This is a genomic window from Methylohalobius crimeensis 10Ki (assembly GCF_000421465.1).
Lineage (GTDB): Bacteria > Pseudomonadota > Gammaproteobacteria > Methylococcales > Methylothermaceae > Methylohalobius > Methylohalobius crimeensis.
Genome location: NZ_ATXB01000001.1, coordinates 2431633 through 2455848 on the forward strand (window position 1 = coordinate 2431633; position 24216 = coordinate 2455848).

General features: G+C 58.4%; 20 protein-coding genes. 17 read left to right on the forward strand and 3 right to left on the reverse strand.

Going from position 1 to position 24216, the window contains the following annotated elements:
* Positions 1-2: 2 nt before the first annotated feature.
* The 9 genes from H035_RS19525 to H035_RS0112015 all read left to right on the forward strand — a co-directional run bounded on the left by H035_RS19525 (position 3) and on the right by H035_RS0112015 (position 14093).
* Positions 3-2780, forward strand: coding sequence for a DUF1156 domain-containing protein (locus H035_RS19525; RefSeq protein ID WP_022949216.1), 2778 nt, complete (start codon positions 3-5; stop codon positions 2778-2780).
* Positions 2781-2790: 10 nt separating this feature from the next.
* Entirely contained in the window at positions 2791-3906 is a 1116-nt protein-coding gene (locus H035_RS0111980; protein WP_022949217.1) for an AAA family ATPase, read from the forward strand.
* A 24-nt stretch (positions 3907-3930) separates the two neighbouring features.
* Complete coding sequence (locus tag H035_RS0111985; RefSeq protein WP_022949218.1) at positions 3931-4443, forward strand: hypothetical protein; 513 nt, start codon at positions 3931-3933, stop codon at positions 4441-4443.
* A 4-nt stretch (positions 4444-4447) separates the two neighbouring features.
* The gene (locus H035_RS0111990) at positions 4448-7306 is read left to right on the forward strand and encodes an ATP-binding protein (RefSeq protein WP_022949219.1); all 2859 of its coding nucleotides are present in this window, start codon (positions 4448-4450) and stop codon (positions 7304-7306) included.
* Positions 7307-7415: 109 nt separating this feature from the next.
* Positions 7416-7922, forward strand: a complete 507-nt coding sequence (locus tag H035_RS19530; RefSeq protein ID WP_022949220.1) for an LEA type 2 family protein — start codon at positions 7416-7418, stop codon at positions 7920-7922.
* Position 7923: 1 nt separating this feature from the next.
* Positions 7924-8778 carry a radical SAM protein gene (locus H035_RS0112000; RefSeq protein WP_022949221.1) on the forward strand — a complete coding sequence of 285 codons (855 nt, stop codon included), beginning with the start codon at positions 7924-7926 and terminating at the stop codon, positions 8776-8778.
* Positions 8779-8849: 71 nt separating this feature from the next.
* Entirely contained in the window at positions 8850-9794 is a 945-nt protein-coding gene (locus H035_RS19535) for a hypothetical protein (protein ID WP_022949222.1), read from the forward strand.
* Positions 9795-9909: 115 nt separating this feature from the next.
* Complete coding sequence (locus H035_RS19540; protein WP_051149784.1) at positions 9910-12834, forward strand: FAD-binding and (Fe-S)-binding domain-containing protein; 2925 nt, start codon at positions 9910-9912, stop codon at positions 12832-12834.
* The gene (locus H035_RS0112015; RefSeq protein ID WP_022949224.1) at positions 12831-14093 is read left to right on the forward strand and encodes a competence/damage-inducible protein A; all 1263 of its coding nucleotides are present in this window, start codon (positions 12831-12833) and stop codon (positions 14091-14093) included. The genes H035_RS19540 and H035_RS0112015 overlap by 4 nt, the downstream gene beginning before the upstream one ends.
* Before the next feature lie 20 nt (positions 14094-14113).
* On the opposite strand, the gene H035_RS0112020 is transcribed toward H035_RS0112015, so the two are convergent.
* Positions 14114-14710, reverse strand: a complete 597-nt coding sequence (locus tag H035_RS0112020) for a hypothetical protein (protein WP_022949225.1) — start codon at positions 14708-14710, stop codon at positions 14114-14116.
* A gap of 75 nt (positions 14711-14785) precedes the next feature.
* Complete coding sequence (locus H035_RS19545) at positions 14786-15934, reverse strand: mitochondrial fission ELM1 family protein (RefSeq protein ID WP_022949226.1); 1149 nt, start codon at positions 15932-15934, stop codon at positions 14786-14788.
* An 11-nt stretch (positions 15935-15945) separates the two neighbouring features.
* Between H035_RS19545 and H035_RS0112030 the strand changes: the two genes are divergently transcribed.
* From H035_RS0112030 to rfbD, 8 genes are read left to right on the forward strand one after another with little or no spacing between them, the layout of a single operon-like run.
* On the forward strand, positions 15946-17109 hold the full coding sequence (locus H035_RS0112030; protein WP_022949227.1) for an ABC transporter substrate-binding protein: 1164 nt from the start codon (positions 15946-15948) through the stop codon (positions 17107-17109).
* 2 nt (positions 17110-17111) lie between these two features.
* The gene (locus H035_RS0112035; protein ID WP_022949228.1) at positions 17112-18164 is read left to right on the forward strand and encodes a PQQ-dependent catabolism-associated beta-propeller protein; all 1053 of its coding nucleotides are present in this window, start codon (positions 17112-17114) and stop codon (positions 18162-18164) included.
* Entirely contained in the window at positions 18161-18901 is a 741-nt protein-coding gene (locus H035_RS0112040; RefSeq protein ID WP_022949229.1) for an ABC transporter ATP-binding protein, read from the forward strand. The genes H035_RS0112035 and H035_RS0112040 overlap by 4 nt, the downstream gene beginning before the upstream one ends.
* Positions 18892-19692 carry an ABC transporter permease gene (locus tag H035_RS0112045; protein WP_022949230.1) on the forward strand — a complete coding sequence of 267 codons (801 nt, stop codon included), beginning with the start codon at positions 18892-18894 and terminating at the stop codon, positions 19690-19692. Before H035_RS0112040 ends, H035_RS0112045 begins: the two co-directional genes overlap by 10 nt.
* Positions 19689-20753: a dTDP-glucose 4,6-dehydratase gene (gene rfbB / locus H035_RS0112050; RefSeq protein WP_022949231.1), complete on the forward strand. Its 1065-nt coding sequence runs from the start codon at positions 19689-19691 to the stop codon at positions 20751-20753. Before H035_RS0112045 ends, rfbB begins: the two co-directional genes overlap by 4 nt.
* Positions 20750-21640 carry a glucose-1-phosphate thymidylyltransferase RfbA gene (gene rfbA, locus H035_RS0112055; protein WP_022949232.1) on the forward strand — a complete coding sequence of 297 codons (891 nt, stop codon included), beginning with the start codon at positions 20750-20752 and terminating at the stop codon, positions 21638-21640. The genes rfbB and rfbA overlap by 4 nt, the downstream gene beginning before the upstream one ends.
* On the forward strand, positions 21637-22197 hold the full coding sequence (rfbC, locus tag H035_RS0112060) for a dTDP-4-dehydrorhamnose 3,5-epimerase (protein WP_022949233.1): 561 nt from the start codon (positions 21637-21639) through the stop codon (positions 22195-22197). The genes rfbA and rfbC overlap by 4 nt, the downstream gene beginning before the upstream one ends.
* Positions 22194-23090: a dTDP-4-dehydrorhamnose reductase gene (gene rfbD / locus H035_RS0112065; protein WP_022949234.1), complete on the forward strand. Its 897-nt coding sequence runs from the start codon at positions 22194-22196 to the stop codon at positions 23088-23090. Before rfbC ends, rfbD begins: the two co-directional genes overlap by 4 nt.
* Before the next feature lie 158 nt (positions 23091-23248).
* Here rfbD and H035_RS0112070 read toward each other — a convergent pair whose 3' ends face one another.
* On the reverse strand, positions 23249-24142 hold the full coding sequence (locus H035_RS0112070; RefSeq protein WP_022949235.1) for a GGDEF domain-containing protein: 894 nt from the start codon (positions 24140-24142) through the stop codon (positions 23249-23251).
* Positions 24143-24216: the final 74 nt, after the last annotated feature.

Below are 24216 nucleotides of genomic sequence, written 5' to 3' on the forward strand. Positions count from 1 at the left end.
CAATGGCCACCAAAGCACCAAAGAAACTCATTGAAGTCGCACTGCCGCTCGACGACATAAACGAGTCGTCTGGAAAAGAGAAGTCCGTCAGACACGGCCACCCTTCCACTATCCACCCATGGTGGGCATCACGATCTCTGGCGGCAGCGAGAGCAATACTTTTCGCTCAATTGGTCAACGACCCAGGTGGCGAAAGGGGCTGGTACAAAGGAAAAACTAAAGCACAAGCTGATGCGGAGAGGGAACGCCTATTTGACATTATTCGAGCACTTGTCAAATGGGAAAACTCCAACAATGAGTCTGTGATCAATGCCGCCAGACAGGAAATTGAAAAAAGTTGGCGCGAAACACAACAAATTTATGGCTTAGACGCATCAACCTCTTTGAAGTTTATAGACCCCTTCAACGGGCGTGGATACCTGCCGCTTGAAGCACAGCGACTTGGGTTAGAAACTTATAGCTCCGATCTCAACCCTATTGCGGTAATCAACGGAAAGGCGTTGATCGAAATACCTCGCAATTTCTATAACCAGGTTCCCGTTGGCCCGGCCGAATTTTCCTCGAATAACACTGACACATTATTAGATTGGGAGGGGTGTACCGGCCTTGCCGAGGACATTAGAAGATATGCAGCATACATAGGAGCAATTTGCGAACAAGAACTAAGCCATTTATTCCCTAAAGCTGAATTGCCACGCGAATTCGGTGGAGGCAAAGCCACAGTACTTGCATGGTTGTGGGCACGGACTGTACCGAGCCCTAGCCCAGCTGCGAATGGCATCAACGTGCCATTAGTTAGCAGCTTCGCCATATCAAATGTTACCGGGCGAGAAGCGTGGGTTGAGCCAGTAATAACTGAAGACGGCTATGAATTTATAGTTCATAACGAAAAAATCCCCGCCCATGCAAAGAAGGGTACTAAAAAAGGACGAGGCTCTTTTTCCTGCATCCTGACCGACAGCCCTATACCCCTCTCATACATAAAGGAAATGGGCAAGGCAGGACGCATGGGAAGCAAACTATTAGCTATGCTCGTTGAGAAAGACGGTGCTAGATTCTTTTTATCACCATCACCCGATCATGAGAAAGTAGCGCTTGAGTTCGTACCCGGGTGGAAACCATCGGAAAAACTTTCCACACACCCCCAGTATATGGGACCACCTCGCTATGGCATGGAGACATTCGGTGATATCTATACCGGCAGACAGATCGCTGTCATGGACAAGCTTTCCTCACTTTTGCCAAATGTTTATGACCACGCAATAAATTCAGGTGCATCAAAAGAATACGCAAAGGCGATATGCACGTACCTTGGTATGGCGATAAGCCGAAGCGCGGACTACTGGAGCACGCTCGCCACTTGGATGCCTAGAGGAACTGTGGGACACGTATTCGCGACACACGTGATCCCAATGACTTGGGACTATCCAGAAGCCAATCCGTTTTCCTCTTTTCATTGCTCGTGGGCAACCAACGCAGATTGGGCGGCCAAAGTCGTCGAAAGGACTTACAAGGAGATGTCGAATGGGTTTGTCACTCAATGCGATGCCAGAGCTGCCGACTACAAGGAAAAAGTTGTCTCAACAGATCCACCGTATTACGACAACGTACCATATGCCGATATATCGGATTATTTTTACGTCTGGCAAAGGCGCGCATTGAAGCCGTTTTACCCTGAGCTATTTGGCTCCATTCAAACGCCAAAATCAGATGAACTAGTTGCAGATGTAAAACGTTGGGGCGACTCAGCAAATGAATATTTCATGAGCGGCATGACTCAGGTCATGGCGAAGATTGCGAATGAATCATCCCCCTACTTTCCTGTAACAATCTATTACGCTTTTAAACAGTCCGAAAGCACTGACGTTAAAACCATATCTCGCGGCTGGGAAGCTTTCTTGGATGCAGTCATTTCTGCTGGCTTTCAGATAACAGGCACTTGGCCAATCAGAACAGAAAGAGGCGCGCGAAGCAGAGCACGAGATTCTAACGCACTAGCATCCAGCATTGTTCTTGTCTGCCGAAGGCGAGGTGATGGAGCCAACACCATTTCACGGCGTGACTTCCAGCGTGAGTTACGAGAAGAAATGCCTGACGCGCTCGAAACCATGATCGGGGGTGAAAGTGGTCAAACCCCCATCGCGCCTGTAGATTTGGCCCAGTCAGCTATAGGCCCCGGCATGGCCATTTTCTCGAAGTACGAAGCGGTGCTGAACCAGGACGGCTCCAAAATGAGCGTGCATGACGCCCTGGTGCTGATCAACCGTGCCATCACCGAATACCTGAGCCCCGAGTCCGGCAGTTTCGATGCCGACACCCAGTTCTGTGCCAGCTGGTTCGACCAATACGGTTGGAGCGCCGGCCCCTTCGGCGAGGCGGATACCCTCTCCCGGGCCAAGGGCACCAGCGTGGACGGCGTGCGTGAAGCCGGTGTGGTGGAATCCGGTGGCGGCAAGGTGCGCCTGCTCAAATGGAGCGAGTACGAAGCGGATTGGGACCCCACTCGCGACCAACGAACGCCCATCTGGGAAGCCTGCTACCAGATGATCCGCCGTCTCAATAATCAGGGCGAATCCGCCGCCGGTGAGTTGCTGGCCCAGATGCCGGAGAAAGGCGAATCCATCCGCCAGCTCGCCTATCACCTCTACACCCTGTGCGAGCGCAAGAAGTGGGCCGAGGAAGCCCGCGCCTACAACGAACTGATCGGCTCCTGGCACGCCATCGTCGCTGCTTCCCACGAGATCGGCCATGCCGGCTCACAGATGGAATTTGAGATATGAGGAGTCACTGATGCTGAGCAATCTGAATCTGACCAACTTCACTGTATTCAAGAAGGCAAATCTTCGCTTCTCGGAAGGCCTGAATGTCATTGTGGGGGAGAATGGAACGGGAAAGACCCATTTGCTCAAGTTGGGCTATTTGATCTCGACCATCTGGGAGACACAGGTCAAAGATCGCAGCAGTTTTATAAGCAAGGAGTCCATTGAACGGCACGTCTCGGAGCGGCTGTTGCATATTTTCAAGCCTGAAAGGATCGGTAACCTTACCACTGGCGGCTCAAGAAAAGGGACGTCTGTGAACGGAACTGTGACAGGTTCGATTCCAACGGTGACGATCAGGATGCCACATGAACCCCCTATGCCGCCAATGGACGATGAGATTACCTGGGCCTTTCAATTCTCCGATCGCGCTGAAACCAAAGTAAGCATTGACCAGCTACCTGAAAGGTTAACCTCAAACGCCATCTATGGACGCTCAGTGTATCTTCCCAGCAAAGAGATGATCTCTTTTTTCGAAGGGTTTATCTCACTGTATGAAACCCGTGAATTGTCGTTTGATGAAACATTCAGGGATTTGGCCGTTAAGCTCTCTTCGCCACGCCTCAAGGAGAGGCCAGAGTTCATTGGAAAACTGCTTGAAAGATTAGGGAATGCAATAGGGGGAGATGTGATACTCGAAGGTGGTCGATTTTATACGGTTTATACGGTTAGAGGCAAGAAGAGGCAGCGCCGCGAAATCACGCTTCTTGCAGAAGGCTTACGCAAGTTGGCGACTATTATGCAATTATTGGACAACGGCAGCCTGCAGCCCGGTGGAACACTGTTCTGGGATGAACCAGAAACGAATTTGAATCCGAGGCTTATCAAGTTGGTCGCTGAAGCACTCTTCCTTCTCTGTTGCCATGGAATCCAGGTGATTTTAGCGACGCACAGCCTTTTTTTGCTCCGAGAATTGGAGATTTTATCTGGCAAGGAAGAATTCCAAAATGTAGGGCAGCGTTATTTCGCGCTGAAGACAACTTCTGGAGGTGTGATTATTTCGCAAGGTGGTACACCCGAAGATATTGATCCACTGATCTTGCTGGATGAATCACTCGAGCAGTCTGATCGGTTTCTGGCTATTTAATCATCCATGGAAGGAGGGAATGTCGTGAACGATTTTACAGAAGGTGGATTGACCTTTTCATTTGCGAATGGGTGTTGTGACGCCACGGCATTTGACAAGTGGTCATTTATTCGGAACCAGTTTCAAAGCATATGCGGCGGCAGCAAAGCCGTTGACTTTCTCTGCATAGACAATGACGTACTGTGGATCATAGAAGTCAAGGACTATCGGCGTCCGGGCTCGAAGAAGCCGAGCAATCTATCACTGGATGTTGCAAAAAAGGTACGAGATAGCATTGCTGGGTTGGTGGCAGCACAATGCAATGCGACCGATCAAGATGAGAAAAAGTTTGCACGGAAGGCATTGCGGGCAACCCAGCTTAGAGTGGTATTACATGTTGAGCAGCCTTGCAAGGCATCAAAGCTATTTCCAAAGGCAGTCGATCCAAGCGATTTAAAAAGCAAACTCAAAAAATTGCTTAAGGCAATTGATCCACATCCTGAAATAGTTGATCAAAACAATCTTAAGCAGAATATGAACTGGACCGTTACAGGATAAAACTATGAGTCTAAAGCCTTGGCGCGAGATTGCCCGCCCCCACCAAGACGTTCTGGAAGGCTCCTTCAAACAGTCGGAATTCGCGGCCGATATCACCCAGGTGGCGGGTGGCACCGCGCCGGCCGAATATCAGGATGCGGAGCAATTCTTTGCCCGCACCTTCATCACCGAAGGGATGCGCCTGCTCTTGATCTCGGTGGCGCAACGCCTGGCGGGCCAGGGCGGCGATCCGGTCATCCAACTGCAAACCGCCTTCGGTGGCGGCAAGACGCATACGCTGCTGGCGGTTTATCACCTGGCGAGCCGCGAAGTCGGCACCGACCGACTGATGGGCGTGCCGCCGGTACTGGACGAGGCCGGCATTCACGATCTGCCCCGCGCCAAGATCGCGGTGATCGACGGCATCAAGCTGTCGCCCAGCCAGCCCCGCCAATACGGCAACACCTACGTTAATACCTTGTGGGGGGAACTCGCCTACCAGCTGCTCGGCGAGCCGGGCTATGAGATGGTGGCCGGCAGCGATGCCGACGGCACCTCGCCCGGCAAAGAGGTTTTGACCGCGCTGATTCGCCAGGCGGCGCCGTGCGTGATCCTGATGGATGAGCTGGTGGCCTTTATCCGCCAACTGGAGCTGGGCAAGCAGTACAAGGCCGGCACTTTCGACAGCAATATCAGCTTTATTCAGGGCCTGACCGAAGCCATGAAGGCGATACCCAACGCCATCCTGCTGGCCTCTCTGCCTGAATCCGAGCTGGAGGCGGGCGGCACCATGGGTCAGCGCGCGCTGAACTCCCTGGAGAAATACTTCGCCCGGGTGGAGTCCGTCTGGAAGCCGGTGGGCACCGAGGAAGCGTTCGAGATCGTGCGCCGGCGGCTGTTCGAGAACCCCGGCGAGCGCGCCCAGGTGGAAGGCATCAGCCGGCAGTTTTCCGACTTCTACCGGCAGCACGCCGACAAGTTCCCCGTAGAGACCCAGTCCAACGAATACTTCGAGCGCCTGTGCCGCTCCTACCCCATCCACCCGGAGATCTTCGACCGGCTCTACGAGGACTGGTCCACGCTGGAGAAATTCCAGCGCACCCGCGGCGTGCTCCAATACATGGCCATCGTCATCCACCGGCTGTGGAACTCGGATAACAAGGACGCGCTGATCATGCCCGGCTCCCTGCCGCTGGAAGACAGCAATGTGCGCCACAAGAGTATCCACTACCTGCCCCAGGGCTGGGAGCCGGTGATCGAGCGCGAAGTGGACGGCCCCCACTCGGTCCCTTATGAAATCGACGGCCACCATACCCTGTTCGGCGGCGTGCAGGCCGCGCGCCGCACCGCCCGCACCATTTTTCTGGGCAGTGCGCCCTCCACCCGGGAGCAGATGATCCGGGGTATCCAGACCGAGCGCATCCTGCTCGGCTCGGTCCAGCCCGGCCAGACCATCGGTGTGTTCGAGGATGTGTTGAAGCGCCTGCGCGATCGCTTGCATTATCTCTATGCCGAGCAGGACCGCTACTGGCTGGATACCAAGCCCAACCTGCGCCGGGAAATGGAAAGCCGCAAGCAGAACATTAGCGAGCGCGACGAGCTGCTGCCGCTGCTGAAAAATCGCGTGACGCGCGCCTTTGGCCGCAACCACCGGTTCGGCGGCATTCATGTATTCACCCCGTCGGGGGACGTTCCCGACGACTACGGTTCCGGTCCACGCCTGGTGGTGCTGCCGACCAATGCCGCCTACAGCCGCGCCGAGATCAATCCGGCTTTTATGGAGGCGGAAAAGCTATTGCATCATCGAGGCGACCAGCCCCGGCAGAAACGGAACCGGTTGATCTTTCTGGCACCGGATTTTGATGTGGTGAGCCGGCTGAAGGAACAAGGCCGCATTTATCTGGCTTGGCAATCCATCGTCACCGATATCGAAAATGGCACACTGAACCAGGATCTCTCACATCTCAACCAGGCCAAGCGCCATCGAGACAGGGCGGAACAGTCCCTGACGCAGTTGATTCGGGAAACCTACAAGTGGCTGATCGCGCCGATCGAAGATTTCGTCAAAGGCAAACCAACCCTGAACTGGGAGGTGGTCTCCGTATCACCCACGATTCCCAGCCTGGTACAAACCATCGAAAATACGCTGCGCGAAGAAGAATGGGTCATCTATGAGTGGTCTCCTATCCACCTGCGCAACGTGCTCAAGCAGTGGTATTTGAAGGACGGGGTGACAGAAGTCAGCGCGCTGAAAGTCTGGCAAGACACCTGCCACTACCTGTACCTGCCGCGGCTGGTGAATGATCATGTCTTCCGCGACGCCCTTTCTAAAGGCGTTGAAAGCGAGGATTACTTTGGTTTTGCTTCCGGCAAGGAAGGCGACCGTTACCTCGGCTTTAGCTTTGGCCACAGTGCCAGCGTCACCCTGGATGAATCGTCGTTGCTGATTGATCGTGAAGCAGCCGTAGCCTACGTCGAGCGCATCCGTCAAGCCGCACAACCATCACCGCAACCGACCCAACCCGGTGAAGCGGGCGGCGCGGCAACCTCAGGCGCGACAGGCAAAGCAGGCACCACGCCACCCCCGACACCAGGTGAAATGGGACAACCGGATTCAGGAAGCACCGCTGCCGTTAAAAAGCAGTTCTACGGCACCATCGCCGTGGACCCGGTAAAAGCGAAGATGGATTTTGCCACGATCATGGAGGAAGTGGTTCAGCATTTCACCGCCAAGCTGGGGGTCGACGTGACGATATCAGTCGAAATCGAAGCCAAGAGCCGCGACGGATTTGATGAGGCACTGCAGCGGACTGTGAAGGAGAACTGCAACGTGTTGCGATTCAGCAACGCTGAGTTCGAGGGAGGTGGTGAAACCGGTACGTAAAAACTCCCATTTCCCTTTTAAGTGCTTGTTTCACTATATCCCCGATGGGAAAAGTCGAGCTAATAACCCATGATATAATAAGACATTTAACAACGCCGGAATCACTTCCATGCGCGCCCTATCGATGTTCGGCCTTTGCGGCTTCCTGCTATTTTGGTTGACCGGCTGCGCCAATCTCTCCACCTTCGAACAACCCAGGGTTTCGGTGGTCGACGTTCGATTACGCGGCGGCAAGCTCCTGGCCCAGGATTTTTTGGTCACCCTCCGAGTCGACAATCCCAACGCCTACGGCTTCGACATCAACGGCGTGGTCGCCGACGTGCTTCTCAACGACCAACCCCTGGCCCGCGGTTTGGCCGAACATGAAATCCGCGTGCCCGCTTACGGCCGACAGGATGTGGACGTGATCGCCACGGTCCAAACCCTGGGATTACTGAAACAGATCGTGGAATTGGGCACCCGCCGACCGATCGATTATCAAGTGAGAGGTCATCTCAGCCTGGGCCGAGGATGGACTCGGGATATCCGCGTCCCTTTCGAAGAACAAGGCACCTTGGATTTTTGGCGTTTCATCGGCGAACAGGCCGTCCCCCGGCCATTGGAGGACGATTACTGACGTGACCCGAACCCTGACCGTCACCGATCACCGCCGCGACAGCGCCGGCCTGACCTACGTCTACCCGGTGGTCTCCCGCCGCGCGGGCGGAATCTCGGTGGGGATCAATTTCAATCCCAACAACGCCTGCAACTGGCGTTGCCTCTACTGCCAGGTACCCGATTTACAGCGCGGCACCGCCCCGCCGCTGGATAAAGCTCGATTACAACGGGAATTGCGCGGCCTTCTGGAATCGATCCTGGACGGCACTTTCTATCAACGCTTCCAGGTTCCTCCCGATCATCGAACCCTCAAGGACATCTCCATTTCGGGAAACGGCGAGCCCACCACCCTGGCGGAATTCGACCAGGCCATCGCCGCCATCGAGCAAACCTTGGCCGAAATCCCCCTGCCCCCGCAAATCGGCAAGGTCATCATCAGCAACGGCAGCCTCATTCAGCGACCGGAAGTACAGCGGGGTCTGGCCCGTTGGAACAAGCTGGGGGGAGAGCTGTGGTTCAAGGTCGACAGCGCCACCGCCGAAGGCATTCGGCGGAGCAACGGCGCCGCCATCACCCCGGAGCGGGTCCTGGCCAATCTGGAAACCGCCGCCCGGCTCTGTCCGATTTGGATTCAGACCTGCCTGTTCATGCTCGACGGCGAGTCCCCTTCCCAAGAAGAACAACACGCCTATCTGGATTTTCTCGCCACCACCACAGCGCGGCATATTCCACTCCGCGGCGTGCTGCTTTACGGACTGGCCCGACCTTCCATGCAACCGGAGGCGGAGCGCTTGGCCCCCCTGCCCGCATCCTGGATGGAAGAGTTCGCGGAAAAAATTCGGACACTGGGGCTTAAGGTCAAACTCACGCCTTAACCTTATCGATTTTATGGAATTGTTTGATTAAACTGGACATTCGTTCAAACCGGGGCAAGAGGTTCGCATCCATGGATTACCGCGTCTTTATTCACACCAACCACAAGCAATGGCTGGGGGCGGTGGTGTCCGCCTACAGCATGAAGCGCAATTCCCTCCACGCCGACCGGTTCGAAGTGGAGATCATCCATCACGAGGATTATCCCTTCCTGCATGCCAAGGAGGGACAATGGTATTTGCGCGACGGCCAGCGGCGTCAGTGGCTCAACGACGACCTGCAATCGTTCACCCCGCTCCGCTTCATGCCGCCGGAATTGATGCATTATCAAGGCCGGGCGGTGGTGGTCGACCCCGACGTGTTCGCCGTGGGAGACGTCTGGGAACTCCTTTCTAAGGAGATGGGCGGCGCCGGCCTGATGTGCCGTCCGCGGACCGGCAAGAAAGGCAAGGAAGGCTGCCTGGCCAGCAGCGTCATGCTCTTGGACTGCGCCAAGTTGACCCATTGGAAGGTGGAGGAAACCTTTCAGCAACTATTCGACTTCCAGGTCGATTACATGGACTGGATCTGTCTCAAGCGGGAGCCGCGGGATCTCATCGAGCTGTTCGAAAACGAATGGAACGATTTCGACAAGCTCACGCCGCAAACCAAAATGCTCCACACCACCAAGCGCAAGACCCAACCGTGGAAATCCGGACTCCCGGTGGATTTTCGCCCGGCGGAAAAGAAAAACCTGTGGGGCTTGATCCTACGCGCCCGCCGTCATTTGTTTGGCGAATACGCGCTGCTGGGCCGCTACCGGACCCATCCGGACCCCAACCAGGAACGCTACTTCTTCGGGCTGGTGAAAGAGTGCCTGGAAAAGGGCTTGGTGAGCGCAGAGCAAGTCCGCGCCGAGATGGCGAAAAATCACGTCCGCCACGACGCCTTCGAGGTGATGGAGCGAATCGAGCCTTTGGCGCCCCCGCCGGGGCATCCCCTGGGCTGGGAATTGCCGGCGCAGCAGAAGGCCGCATAGATCGGGCATCCGCACAAATCGGCAAAAACCGCCGATTTGTGCCTCTTTCCGTGACAGTTCCTTCGACGCATGGATAAACTGACCGCTCGAAGGACTCCACTAGGCTGCACTTTCTATGTCAGCTAATGCACCGCCCGCCTTGACTGAACTCGATCGGACCCTCGAGGGCGATGTGCTGGGCGATCCGTTGTCCCGCATGCTCTACGCCACCGATGCCTCGCCCTATCAGCAACTGCCCCGGGCGATCGCCAGGCCGCGCGGCCGAAATGACTGCATCGCCGTCATGCAATTCGCCGCCCGCCAGCGACTCCCCTTGATTCCGCGAGCGGCGGGCACCAGTCTGGCCGGCCAATGCGTGGGCGAAGGTCTGGTGGTCGATTGCAGCCGCTATATGAACCAAATTCTGGAAGTGGACGGTGCCCGTCGGCGGGTGCGGGTACAGCCGGGGGTGATCCGGGACGATCTCAACGAAAAACTGCGGCCTCAAGGACTGATGTTCGCTCCCGACCCCTCCACCTCCAACCGCTGCACGGTCGGCGGCATGCTGGGCAACAATGCCTCGGGCATCCACGGCTTGCGCTATGGCACCACGCGCGAGCATGTCCATTCGGTGGAAGCAGTGTTGAGCGACGGCAGCGTGGCCCGGTTCGGTCCCTTGAGGCCGGAAGCATTGGAGGAGAAGCTTCGGCTAGAAAACTTAGAGGGCCAAATTTATCGCACCGTTTACCACCTGATAGAAGCGCACCGCGATTTGATCCTCCTGCGCTTCCCCCGTCCCGACCATATCCCCCGAAATGCGGGCTATGCCTTGGATGTGCTGGCGAGCGGGCAGCCTTGGGTGCCACAGGGTCCGGCCTTCAACCTGGCCAGGCTCCTGTGTGGCAGCGAGGGCGGCTTGGCCCTGGTAACCGAAATTGAATTGAATCTGGTCCCCTTGCCCACCTCCCGGAAACTGCTATGCATCCACTTCGAGGAGGTCGACCGGGCTTTGAAAGCCGTCGCTCCCGTCCTGTCCCACGGGCCGGCGGCCCTGGAACTGGTGGATCGGCATATCCTGGCCTTGACCCAGAACAACCTGGAACAGCGGCGCAACCGGTTTTGGCTGCAAGGCGATCCGGGCGCGGTCCTGCTGGCCGAATTCACTGGCCAATCGGATCAGGATTTGGACGACCAATTGACCGGCGTGCTCACGGAACTGCGCGGGCCGCACATGGGCTATGCCCATGTGGTACTGGACCCGCCCGAAATGGAACAAGCCTGGACCTTGCGCAAAGCCGGGTTGGGGCTCCTGATGGGCATCCCCGGCCGGAAAAAGGCGGTGACCGGCATCGAGGATACCGCGGTGGCGGTCGCCGATCTGCCCGCCTATGTCCGGGACATGCAAAATCTGATGGCCCGCCACGGGACGGAATGCGTGATTTATGGCCCGGTGGGCCGGGGGATGATCCACTTTCGCCCCCAACTGGACCTGGCGAGCGAACAACAGAAATTCACCCAAATTTTGGAAGAGGTGGCCGATCTGGTCATCCGCTACCGCGGAACCCTTTCCGCCAAACACGGCGACGGCCGTTTGCGGGCGCCTTTTCTGGAACGCCTGATGGGCCGGGAAATAATCAAGCTGTTACAAGCGGTCAAGCAGGTGTTCGATCCCCATGACCTGCTGAATCCCCATGCCTCCCTCGACAACCGGCGACTGACCGAGCACTTGCGGCTTGCCGGCCACAGGCAACCGGTTTCCACCCATTTCGACTGGCGCCGGCAGGGAGGCTTCGAGACCGCCACCTCCCAATGCAACGGCGCGGGGGTTTGCTTGAAAACCGCCGGCCACGGCACCATGTGTCCTTCTTACATGGCCACGCGCGAGGAAAAGCACGGCACCCGCGGCCGGGCTAATATCTTCCGGCAGGTGATGGCCAACCCCGCCGGATGGGCCGGCGAGGATGCCGGTTTATTGCGCGAAGCCCTCGATCTGTGCCTGTCGTGCAAGGGCTGCAAGGCGGAATGTCCCGCCAATGTGGACATGGCCCGCATGAAAGCCGAATTCCTGCAGCATTATCACGACCGGTTCGGTTTGCCCCGGCGGGCTCGGCTGGTGGGGAATCTCGACCGCCTCATCGGAACCGCCGGCCGTTTCCCCCGACTGAGCAACGTATTGTCCGCTCCGGGCCGGATCAAATCGCTGCTGGGATTTCACCCCCAACGCCCCCTGCCGCCCTTGGCCCCACAGCGCTTCAGCCATCAGCTGAGGCAGCGCCCTGCCGATACCGGGCAGGGGGAAACGGTCGTCTTGTTCAACGACCTCTTCACCGAATATTACGAACCGCACATCGGTATCGCGGCTCTGGAAGTGTTAAACCGGCTGGGTTGCCGGGTTCGAATCACTCCTTGCCTGGAATCCGGGCGCATCCAGATCAGCCAAGGAATGCTGCGACAAGCCCGAGAGCGATTGACTTCAGCGGTGGAGCAGCTTTATCCCCATGCGGCGGCGGGCCGTTTCATCGTCGGTCTCGAACCGTCCGAGGTTTTGACTTTCCGAGACGAAGCCGTCGACTTGCTCGCCGACGGTAAGCTGAGACAAAAGGCTCGCCGGATCGCCGAGCAAATCCTTCTGTTCGAAGAATTCATCGCGAAGAAGGCGGCATCCTCGGCACGCTCCCTATTTTCCCCATTGGGAAAGGAAGTGTTGGTGCACGGCCACTGCCACGAAAAAGCCCTGGTGGGCATGGAACCGCTACTGGCAACGCTTTCCGTCATCCCCGACACCCGCATCGAGGCGATTCCTTCCGGCTGCTGCGGCATGGCGGGGATTTTCGGATACGAAAAAGAACATTACGAGATTTCTCTTGCAATCGCCGAACTCGTCCTGCTGCCGGCGATCCGGCAAGCGGATCCGGACAGCCTGGTAGTGGCACCGGGCACCAGCTGTCGACGGCAGATTCTCGACTGCCTGGGCGTGCGCGCCTACCATCCGGCGGAAGTGTTGCACCTGGCGTTAGAAGATGACACGATCCCACCCCCAATCATAGAATACGAAAAATGAAAAAAGATCCCACCCCGGCCAGCACCGAAGTCATCTGTGTCGGCACCGAATTGTTGCTGGGCGACATTCGTAACAGCAACGCCCATTTTTTGGCCCGGCAATTGGCGCTGCTGGGTATTCCCCACTATTACCAAACCGTGGTCGGGGACAATCCCGAGCGGATCAAGCAGGTGATTTCCATCGCCTGCGAGCGTTCCAATTTGCTCGTCTTTACCGGCGGTCTCGGTCCGACTCCGGACGATCTGACCACGGAAACCTTGGCCGACTTTTTCGGGGCGCCGCTGGAGTTTCGCCCCGAAATTTGGGCGGACATCCAGGAGAAATACGCCCATTCCCATCGTTCTCTGCCGGAGAGCAACCGCAAGCAGGCCCTGCTTCCCCGCGGCGCCGAGATGTTGCCCAACCCCATCGGCAGCGCCCCGGGGATGATCTGGCAGCCTCGTTCCGGATTGACTTTGCTGACCTTTCCCGGCGTACCCGGCGAAATGCAGCGGATGTGGACCGAAACCGCCGCGCCTTATCTGATAAGCCGGGGCTGGGGGCGAACCACCATCGTCAGCCGAACGTTACGCTTCTGGGGAATCGGCGAGTCGGCGTTGGCGGAAAAGGTCGCCTCTTTTCTGGAACTCGAAAACCCGACCGTAGCACCCTACGGCGGCAAGGGCGAAGTCCGACTCAGAATCAGCGCCGGCGCTGCCACCCGGGAGGCGGCCTTGGCCTTGATCGAGCCGGTGGAAACGAGCTTGCGGGCAGTGGCGGGACCGGACTGCTACGGCAGCGACGACGATTCCCTGGCATCCGTGGCGGGAGCCCGGCTGCGGTCGCAAGGTCAATCCCTTGCCGTCGCCGAATCCTGCCACGGCGGAGACCTGGGTCGGATGATCGCTCAGGAACCGGAAAGCGCCGATTACTTCCGCGGCGGCGTGATCGCCTGCGACCCGGCTTTGATGATCGCTCTGATGGGTGTCGAGCCGGAGATTCTGGAGCGGTTTGGAGAGGCCAGTCCGCAAGTCGCCGAGCAAATGGCTCGGGGGGTCAAACGGCGATTTCAGTCGGACTGGGGCCTGAGCGTTACCGGAACCGCGGACCTAATCTACATCGGCCTGGTCACCCCCGACGGCCAAACCCGAATCCATAGCCACCGCTTCGCCACCTACCGCGGTCGGGAGTGGATCCGGCACCTCAGCGCCTGCTCCGCCCTGGATCGCTTGCGACGCATCCTGTCGCATGGAGACGTGCCGGACGATTTTCACTCCTAGGTTCGCAATCGGCCTACTGACTATTGCTGCTGCTGTTGCATCATTTGTTGCATGCGGCTTTGCTGCAGTTGCTGCATAATCTGCTGCAATTGGCTTACCAGATTTTTAGTGTCGGGGTTTTGCTCTTGCATGGCGTCCATCAAGGCCGATTGGAACGCCTGCTGTTGCTTTTGCACGGTCTCATCCTGCATCGCTTTTTGCTGGGCCTGCACCAATGCTTGGCGGGTTTGCTGAAACTCCCGAGCCAACTCTTCGCGCTGGGCTTGCTCCACTCCCGTTTGCTGGGCTTTTTTCTTCAATTCCTTCAGCCGTGCGACATCGTTTTCCAGCGACACGCCTTCCGCCTCTATGGTTTTCTGGATCAACTGCTGGAGATCGGCGCCTTGCTTTTTCAATTCCGGCTTGGCTTCCAATGCTTTTTGCTGAATGTCTTGCAATTGCGCCTGCAGGGATTGCGCTTTTTGTTGCAGCGACATTTGCGCCGAAGCCGCATCCATCGCGGATTGTCCACCGCCGGATGACATGGGATCGGTTTCGGCGGCCGCCAAAGTGAAGCTCATCGTCAATCCCAGGGAAACGATGACCGGCTTCAGAGCTTTACGAGGGAAATCGAACATATGGGTAATCCTGTTTATATAAATAAAGTTTTTCACCGTAACAAATACAGCGGTACGGCTGTCAAGGGGACCCTATTATTTTGAAATGGTTTCCTGCATTCCTTCTTGAACGGACTTTTTTAGCATGGTTCTCACTTGCTCCACCGTGCGCGCCAACTCATCCGCCAAGGGAGGCGGTCCCGCTACGAAGGGCTCTCCCAGCCATACCGCTCGCCCGACTGCAATCGCATCCTGCAGAATCCGGCGAATATCGCGTCGTAGCCGCCGCGGCGCCAGAATGAGGCCGATCGCACTACGCCAAGCCTTCAGCCGCTCCCGATCCCACCAGTGCCGCCCCGGCGGGAGGGGGGATTCGGCTCGCATCGCCCATCGTCCGGCGCCGAATGGAAAAATATGGACCGGCTTGCCGGTAAAGCACGCCTCGGCGAGCATGGACATGCTCTCGCCCGTGACGATAACCTCCTCCGCCAAGGCGAGATACCCCAAATAAGGATTGTCCGGATCGCTCGGCCGCCAGCGATGGATCTCGGCCGGCACATCGATTCGCTCGGCCAGAGCCTCCATCGCCTCGGCCGAAGTTCTGGCACTGCCGGTCACGAGTAGAGAGGCGCCTTTTTCCCGCGCCAGCACGCTGGCCTGCCGAGCCAGTTCCGACGCTGCGCGCGCATCGAAAACATAAGGTCCGCTGCTGCCCCCCACCAGGAGGGCGATATAAGGCCCGGGCGCGGTGATCTTCGATCTCCAATCGGCCGCCGCCGACCGCAGTTTTTCGCCCGTCAGACGATGAAGCGGAAAGGGGATGTAGTAGACGTTAGACAAACGAGGCAATTGATATTGGGGCGTGGTCACGATTAAATCGAAATAACGAAGTGGCGCCCACGGCCGGCCCAGATGGACGATTCGCACGGTTCGGCCGGTTTCGGCGGCCTGCTTTCGAATCCAGAGCGCCACCGGCTCGTTGCGACGCCCGGCGGTCAGGATCAGATCCGGCCAAGGCGGATCGAGGGCATCGCTTTGCTTGCGCCGGATTCCCGCCAAAGTCGCGCCCCAGCGACCGACCAGCAACTCATATGCGCGATAGTGCATGCGTTTGACGGTATAGGGCCAAGCGAGTGCGTCGGCCAAGGCGAGAAGCTGCTGGTTGTCCCCTGCTTTGTGGCCGCACAACAGCCAAACCCGTGAAAGAGAGTCGGATCGGTTATAATTTTCGACTGCTTTGGTCATGATTTAAGGTTATGTGGATTCGATTGTCCGTTTTGGCGCTATTTTTCTGGCTGTCTCCGGTGGGGGCGGAAGAAACGCTTTTCATCGCCTATCTCGGCCAGGAACGCGAGGATCTGAGGCCGATCGCCACCAACTTGGATCCACTCCACCAAGACGCCGGCCTTCGCGGGGCGGAACTGGGCATCGCCGACAACAACACCACCGGCCGCTTCGTCGGCCAGAATTTCCGTTTATTAGAAGCCGTGGTGGGACCAGACGAAGACCCGGCAAGGGCTTTCTATTTCTTGCTCCGGGAAGGCTACCGCCATATCCTCGTCAACCTGCCGGCGGAAAAACTCCTCGCCCTGGCGGACATGCCGGGTGCGGAAGATATTTTATTGTACAACGTCGGCGCCTACGACGATCGCCTGCGCAACGACGATTGCCGCGCCAACCTCCTGCATACCCTCCCCAGTTACGCCATGCGCGCCGATGCCCTGGGGCAATATCTGAAAAAGCGGCGCTGGACCGACTGGTTTCTGGTTTCCGGCCAGCAGCCCCGGGACGCGGGTTTCGCCGCCGCCCTCAAACGCAGCGCCGAGCGGCTGGGAATCGACATCGTCGCCGAAAAGCCCTGGACCCATACCTTCGACGCCCGGCGCACCGCCGAATCGTTGGTTCCGGTCTTCACCCAGGGAGTGAACTACGATATCCTGCTGCTGGCCGATGAGGCGGACCTGTTCGGCGATTATTTTCCCTACCGCACCTGGCTGCCGCGGCCGGTGGCCGGTAGCCACGGCTTGATCGCCACCGCCTGGCATCCGGCCCACGAGCGCTGGGGCGCGGAGCAACTGCAAAACCGCTTTCGGGACAAGACCGGACGCTGGATGGAATCGGAAGATTACGCCGGCTGGCTGGCGGTTCGCGCCGTCGGCGAAGCCGCCACCCGAACCCAAAGCACCGAGTTCAATGCAATCCGTGAGTATCTATTAAGCGACCGCTTGGCCCTGGCCGGCTTCAAGGGCAGACCGTTGTCGTTTCGCCCCTGGAACGGTCAAATGCGCCAACCGATTCTGCTGACCGGGCCGCACGCGGTGGTGACGGTGGCGCCTTTGAAGGAGTTCTTACACCCGGTCAACGAACTGGACGCGCTGGGATACGACGAGCGCGAATCCAACTGTCATTTAAGGAGATGATTATGGGTAAGCTTGAGTCCGCCGACATTCGAGGATCGATAGCCGCTGAAGACGGCCCTGAACACGCTGTATATGTATACATTTCCCTGCACGACGATCTTCGCTGGTGGCTGCTCGTACTGAGCCTCCTGATTGCTTGCCCGAGTTATGCCGATACCGTCCTGGTCACTTTGGAGAAGGACAACGCCCTGGCGGTGGTGGACGACGATGCGATGGAACTGACCCGTACGGTCAAGATCGGCCGCCGCCCTCGCGACATCAAGCTCAGCCCCGATTACCGGAAACTGTACGTGGCCGCCAGCGACGACGACACCATCCAGGTTCTGGACGGCGACACCTATAAGATCATCGGCGATCTTCCCTCGGGAGACGATCCGGAGACCTTCGCCATCGACCCGAAGGGCGAGCGCATGTACGTCTCCAACGAGGACGACAACCAGGTGACGGTGATCGATCTGGCGAGCGGGGAGGTGGTCAAAACCATCCCGGTGGGGGTGGAGCCGGAAGGCATCGCGGTGAGTCCCGACGGCCGATGGGTAGTGAGCACCTCGGAAACTACCAACATGGCCCACTGGATCGATACCCAAACCTTGGAGATCGCCCACAACACGCTGGTGGACCCCCGCCCACGGGCGGCCACCTTCACCGCCGACAGCAAACAACTCTGGGTAACTTCGGAAATCGGCAGCACCTTGACCGTCATCGACGCCTCCAGCCAACAGGAAGTCAAAAAGCTCCACTTCAAGATCCCCGGGGTCACCCAGGAGCTGATCCAGCCGGTAGGCGTGGTGGTGGATTCCCGGCGTCGCTACGGCTACGTCGCCCTGGGTCCGGCCAACCGGGTGGCGGTGGTCGACGCCCAAAAACTGGAAGTGGTCAAGTATCTTTTGACCGGCCAACGGGTTTGGCACCTGGCCTTCGCCGACGACGGCAAACGCCTCTACACCACCAACGGCACCAGCCACGACGTGACCGTGATCGACACCGCCCGGCTCAAGCCGATCAAATCCATCCCGGTGGGCCATTACCCCTGGGGGGTCGCGGTCAAGCCATGAACGCCCCCCTGGAAATCGAAAACGTCGGCTTCGCCTATGGCAAGAAGCCGACTTTGGACGAGATTGCCTTCACCGTTCCCGAGGGCCGTTGTACGCTCCTCTTGGGACCCAACGGCGCGGGAAAAACCACCCTGTTCAATCTGATCACCCGTCTCTTCGACAGCCCCACCGGCCGCATCCGCATCGCCGGTTTCGACAACCGCAAACACCCCCGCCGGGCGCTGGCGCGAATGGGGGTGGTGTTCCAGCAACCGACCCTGGATCTGGATCTGAGCGTGCTGCAGAACCTGCGCTATCACGCCGCCCTGCACGGCCTCGGTGGGCGTGAAGCCCGCGACCGGATCGAAACCGAACTGGAACGCTTCGGATTGCGCGAATACCGCAAGTCCAAAATCCGCAGTCTGAGCGGCGGCTACCGGCGGCGGGTGGAAATCGCCCGCGCCCTGCTCCACCGTCCCACCTTGCTGCTCCTGGACGAACCCACGGTGGGCCTCGACATTCCCAGCCGCCAGGCGCTGGTCCGGCACCTTCATCAACTGGCCCGGGAGCAAACCATCGGCGTTTTATGGGCCACCCATCTGCTGGACGAGGTCGCGCCCACCGACGAATTGATCGTCCTCCATAAAGGGAAGGTCCGCGCCACCGGCGTGGTCGCCGAAGTCATCCGCCAAACCCAAGTGGAAACCCTGACTGAAGCCTTCCAGATGCTGACCGAGGAGAAAGCCGCATGGGCCTGATGCATTATTTGCGTGCCACCCGGGCCATCAGCGCCCGCGAATTGCTCCGTTTCGTCCATCAACGGGGACGTTTCGTCGCCGCCCTGGTGAGACCGCTGGTGTGGCTGTTCATCTTCGCCGCCGGTTTCCGCTCCACCCTGGGCATCGCGGTCATCCCGCCCTACGAGACCTATATTCTCTACGAGGAATACATTACCCCCGGGCTGACCGGGATGATCCTCCTGTTCAACGGCATGCAGAGCTCCCTGTCGATGGTATACGACCGGGAAATGGGCAGCATGCGGATGCTTCTGGTGGCCCCCCTGCCCCGTTGGTATCTGCTGGTCTCCAAATTGTTGGCGAGCACCCTGGTTTCGATTGTGCAGGCCTATGTATTTCTGGGCATCGCCTGGCTTTACCAAATCCAGCCGCCGCCCACGGGGTATCTGGCCGTGTTCCCGGCGCTAATCCTGGGCGGCATGATGCTGGGGGCCCTGGGAATGCTGCTGTCGTCTTTCATCAAGCAACTGGAGAATTTCGCCGGAGTGATGAACTTCGTCATTTTCCCCATGTTTTTCCTCTCCACCGCCCTGTATCCTCTTTGGCGGCTCGAGGAATCGAGTCCCCTGCTCGCCACCCTGGCCCGCTACAATCCCTTTTCCCAAGCGGTGGAGTTGATCCGCTTCGCCCTCTACGGCCACTTCAACCAATATGCATTTCTCTATACTTTGGGTACCATGTCGGTATTTTTGATCCTGGCCGTGTGGGGCTACAACCCCTCCAAAGGCATGCTGAAACGGAGAGGCGGATGAATCCAACCACCTGGCTGGTGACCGGCGGTGCCGGCTTCATCGGCGGCAATTTCGTATTGCGACAATTAAGTCGAGGAGAGACCCGGATCGTCAATCTGGACGCGCTCACCTATGCCGGCAACCTGGACACCCTGGCGCCGGTGATGGACGACCCCAACCATGTTTTCGTCCAGGGATCGATTGCCGACCGGACCCTGGTGCGCCGCCTGCTCGACGAGTATCGTCCCGCGGCGATCGTCAACTTCGCCGCCGAAAGCCACGTGGACCGCTCCATCGATTCGCCCGGCGATTTCATCCAGACCAACGTGGTGGGCACCTTCGAGCTTCTGGAAGCCGCCCGCCGCTATTGGCGCGAACTGCCCGAACCCGACCGGCGAAACTTCCGCTTCCTGCACGTGTCCACCGACGAGGTTTACGGCTCGCTGGGCCCCACCGGCAAGTTCGGCGAAACCACGCCGTACCGACCCAATTCTCCCTATTCGGCTTCCAAGGCCGGTTCCGACCATCTGGCACGCGCCTACCATCACACTTACGGGCTGCCCACCTTGACCACCAACTGCTCCAACAACTACGGACCCTATCAATTTCCCGAGAAGCTGATTCCCCTGATGATCCTCAACGCCGTGGAAGGCAAACCGCTGCCGGTCTACGGCAAGGGATCGAACGTGCGCGACTGGCTTTACGTGGCCGATCACTGCCGGGCCATCGAGCGAGTCCTGGCCTCCGGCACCCCCGGAGAGGTCTACAACATCGGCGGCAACAACGAAAAAACCAATCTGGAAGTGGTGCGGACCCTTTGTCGACACTTGGACGAACTGTTGCCCAACGCTCCCCACCGCCCCCATGAACAATTGATTACCTTCGTCGCCGACCGTCCCGGCCACGACCAGCGCTATGCCATCGACGCCGGCAAAATCCAACGGGAACTGGAGTGGACACCTGAGGAAACCTTCGAAACGGGGCTGGCCAAGACAATTCGCTGGTACCTGGACAATCAAGCCTGGTGCCGAAGGGTCACCGACGGCAGTTACCGCCGCGAGCGCCTGGGAGTGACGCTATGACGATCAAGCGCAAAGGAATCATCCTCGCCGGCGGCGCCGGCACCCGTCTGCATCCCCTCACCCACGCCGTCAGCAAACAGCTGCTGCCGGTCTACGACAAACCGATGATTTACTATCCCCTGGCTACGCTGATGCTGGCGGGGATTCGGGAGATCCTGATCATCACCACCCCCCACGACGCCCCCTTGTTTCAACGGCTGTTGGAAGACGGCAGCCAGTGGGGCATCCGACTTTCCTATGCGGTTCAACCCGAACCCGGCGGGTTGGCCCAGGCGTTCATCATCGGCGAGGATTTCGTCGGCACCGATCCCAGCTGCCTGATTCTGGGGGACAATATTTTCTACGGCCACGGCCTGACCGAGCTTTTGGCCTCCGCCAGCCGACGCCAGGAAGGCGCCACCGTCTTCGGTTATTGGGTCAAGGATCCGGAGCGCTACGGGGTGGCGGAATTCGATTCCCGGGGCAAAGTCGTCGGGCTGGAGGAAAAACCGGCCCATCCCAAGTCCCGCTGGGCGGTGACCGGCATCTATTTCTACGACGGCGAGGTATGCGAGTTGGCCCGATCCCTGACACCCTCGCCGCGGGGGGAATTGGAGATCACCGATCTCAACGCGCGATACCTGGAACAAGACCGGCTCCATCTGGGAAAACTAGGTCGCGGCATCGCCTGGCTCGACACCGGCACCCACGAATCCCTGATGCAGGCGTCCCAGTTCATCCAAACCATCGAGGAACGCCAGGGACTGAAGGTCTGCTGCCCAGAGGAAATCGCCTATGCCCAGGAGTGGATCGACGCCGACCAACTGGCGCGGCAAGCGGAAATATTCAAAAAGAACGGCTACGGAGCTTATCTGAAACGAGTCTTGGAACAAGGAGCGGTGTGGTGAAAGTAACGGAAACGACACTGCCGGGAGTACGCCTCATCGAACCGGATGTTTTCGGCGACGCCCGCGGTTTCTTCATGGAATCGTGGAATCGGCGGCGCTATGGGGAGGCCGGCTTGAAGGTGGATTTCGTTCAGGACAATCTGTCCCTGTCCCGCAAGGGCATTCTTCGCGGGCTCCATTATCAGTGGCCACAGCCCCAGGGCAAACTGGTTCAGGTCCTGCGCGGCGCGGTCTACGATGTGGCGGTGGACATCCGCCGAGGCTCCCCCACCTTCGGTCATTGGGTCGGTTACGAACTGTCCGTCGACAACCACCGTCAACTCTACGTCCCGGAAGGCTTCGCCCATGGTTTCTGCGTACTGAGCGACGAAGCCCTGTTCGCCTACAAATGTACCGATTTCTATCAGCCTAAAACCGAGTACAGCCTGCGTTGGGACGATCCGGACATCGGCATCGATTGGCCGGTCGCAGCGCCGGTGCTCTCGGACAAGGACAGCAACGGGTATTGGTTGAAAGACCTGCCTCCCGAGGCTCTGCCGACCTGCGAAAATTCATGAAGCCCATACTACTCCTCGGCCGCAACGGCCAAGTCGCCTGGGAACTGCGCCGTACCTTGGCTCCGCTGGGCCAAGTCGTCGCTTTGGACCGCCGCTCCGAACCGGCGCTGGATCTATCCTGGCCGGATGGCTTGGCGGATGTCGTCCGGACCCTGAAACCCGGACTCATCGTCAACGCCGCCGCCTATACCGCGGTGGATCGAGCCGAACAGGAACCGGAACTGGCCCAACGAATCAACACCGTCGCTCCCGGCGTTCTTGCCGAGGAGGCCAAGCGCATCGGCGCCGGCTTGGTGCACTTCTCCACCGATTACGTGTTTACCGGCGACGCCGATCGTCCCTACCACGAGGACGATACCACCGGCCCCCAAGGGGTCTACGGTCGCACCAAACTGAAGGGAGAAGAGGCCATTCGAGCCTGCGGCGGAAACTACTGGATTTTGCGCACCGCCTGGGTCTACGGCGGCCGCGGACACAATTTCCTGTTGACCATGCTGCGCTTGATGGGCGAGAGAAGCCAGTTGGGCATCGTGGACGACCAGATCGGCAGCCCCACCTGGAGCCGCTGGATCGCCGAAGCCAGCGCTCAAATGCTGGCCCGGACCCGTTTAAATCTCCAGGAATCGGCAGGGATCTATCACTTGACCTGCGACGGTCAAACCTCCTGGTATGGCTTCGCATGTAAAATCCGGGAATTGGCCGTCGAACAGGGCTTATTGCCGAATTCCGCCGCCCGAATCGATGCGATCACCAGCGCCGACTTCCCCACGCCGGCCAAACGGCCCGCCTACTCGGTGCTCGACCATCACCGACTGGAAGATTATTTCGGCCTGAGGCTGCCGGCCTGGGAATCGGGTCTGGCCGCTTGCCTCGAAGGCATGGCCTTAACTTAGAAGCTATCCCGTTGTAAAGCTTTGCTAAAGGCGTGGGGGATGGCTTTCGGGGATGTTGGCGGCCCGGATGGTCGCCATCAAGCCCCCAAGGACGGGTTGACGGCGTTCCCCGAAAGCCGTCCCCCACGCCAACATACCATCTCTATTCAAATAGAGGCTTAAGCCACTACCACCCGATCCCGCCCCTGCCGCTTGGCTCGATAAAGGGCGTCATCGGCGCGCTTGAGAAGCTGTTCGGGAGTTTCCTCGGAGTGATTCAGGACCGCCACGCCGATACTCATGGTGATCCGCAAGTCGGGGGCAATATCGCTGCAGTCGATATCCTGAATCGCCCGACGCACTCTCTCCGCGAGCAAATACCCTCCCTCGGCGGGCGTATTGTTGAGCAGGATCACGAATTCCTCTCCGCCGTAGCGAAAGATGATATCGCTGGCCCGAACCGTCTGCTCAAGGCAATGGGCGATTTTAATCAAGGCCGCGTCACCGGCGGCATGGCCGTGATTATCGTTGATTTGCTTGAAATAATCGCTATCGAGAACCAAAACCGAGAGGGGGGTTTTCTGGCGCTGTGCCAACTTCCATTCGCGTTGGAAAACACTATGCAAGGCGGTACGGTTATAAAGACCGGTCAAGGGATCGGTATAGGCCGACTGTAACGCTTGATAATACAGCAAGGCGTTGCGCAAGGGATAAATCAAGCAACAAAGCAGCGACTCCAGTCCCCTCAATTCCGATTCACTAAACCGTTTGCGGCGCTGCAAAGTTAGCTCACCGAGATTTTGCTCCTCCATGGTAAGCGTGTAATGGCAACGGTGATGCGCTTGCCTGCCGCCTTGGACTGCCAAGCCGATGGTTTCATGACGGTATTTGAAGCCGTCGTGGGGCACCCATTGTTGAACTTCCCGACTGAACAATTGCAGCAACTGATCCAGCACTAAGGTTGTCTGCAGGACCGTGAGCAACTCCATCCGCTGGGGTTGCTGTATTTTGGCATTTTGCTTTTCAAAAGCGGGATTATCGATGACTGCCAGTTTGACCTGCTCCTGGGACATAGCTTCTCCCGTCGCGATTATTCTTGGTATAGGACGCCGAAAAAGAAATAAGCTAAATTCGTGCCTAAATCTCT

Bases quoted from the DNA above. Each gene is read 5' to 3' on its own strand.
- H035_RS19525 (WP_022949216.1), top strand. From the start codon at position 3: ATGGCCACCAAAGCACCAAAGAAACTCATTGAAGTCGCACTGCCGCTC.
- H035_RS0111980 (WP_022949217.1), top strand. From the start codon at position 2,791: ATGCTGAGCAATCTGAATCTGACCAACTTCACTGTATTCAAGAAGGCA.
- H035_RS0111990 (WP_022949219.1), top strand. From the start codon at position 4,448: ATGAGTCTAAAGCCTTGGCGCGAGATTGCCCGCCCCCACCAAGACGTT.
- H035_RS19530 (WP_022949220.1), top strand. From the start codon at position 7,416: ATGCGCGCCCTATCGATGTTCGGCCTTTGCGGCTTCCTGCTATTTTGG.
- H035_RS19535 (WP_022949222.1), top strand. From the start codon at position 8,850: ATGGATTACCGCGTCTTTATTCACACCAACCACAAGCAATGGCTGGGG.
- H035_RS19540 (WP_051149784.1), top strand. From the start codon at position 9,910: ATGTCAGCTAATGCACCGCCCGCCTTGACTGAACTCGATCGGACCCTC.
- H035_RS0112015 (WP_022949224.1), top strand. From the start codon at position 12,831: ATGAAAAAAGATCCCACCCCGGCCAGCACCGAAGTCATCTGTGTCGGC.
- H035_RS0112020 (WP_022949225.1), bottom strand. From the start codon at position 14,710: ATGTTCGATTTCCCTCGTAAAGCTCTGAAGCCGGTCATCGTTTCCCTG.
- H035_RS19545 (WP_022949226.1), bottom strand. From the start codon at position 15,934: ATGACCAAAGCAGTCGAAAATTATAACCGATCCGACTCTCTTTCACGG.
- H035_RS0112030 (WP_022949227.1), top strand. From the start codon at position 15,946: ATGTGGATTCGATTGTCCGTTTTGGCGCTATTTTTCTGGCTGTCTCCG.
- H035_RS0112035 (WP_022949228.1), top strand. From the start codon at position 17,112: ATGGGTAAGCTTGAGTCCGCCGACATTCGAGGATCGATAGCCGCTGAA.
- H035_RS0112040 (WP_022949229.1), top strand. From the start codon at position 18,161: ATGAACGCCCCCCTGGAAATCGAAAACGTCGGCTTCGCCTATGGCAAG.
- H035_RS0112045 (WP_022949230.1), top strand. From the start codon at position 18,892: ATGGGCCTGATGCATTATTTGCGTGCCACCCGGGCCATCAGCGCCCGC.
- rfbB (WP_022949231.1), top strand. From the start codon at position 19,689: ATGAATCCAACCACCTGGCTGGTGACCGGCGGTGCCGGCTTCATCGGC.
- rfbA (WP_022949232.1), top strand. From the start codon at position 20,750: ATGACGATCAAGCGCAAAGGAATCATCCTCGCCGGCGGCGCCGGCACC.
- rfbD (WP_022949234.1), top strand. From the start codon at position 22,194: ATGAAGCCCATACTACTCCTCGGCCGCAACGGCCAAGTCGCCTGGGAA.
- H035_RS0112070 (WP_022949235.1), bottom strand. From the start codon at position 24,142: ATGTCCCAGGAGCAGGTCAAACTGGCAGTCATCGATAATCCCGCTTTT.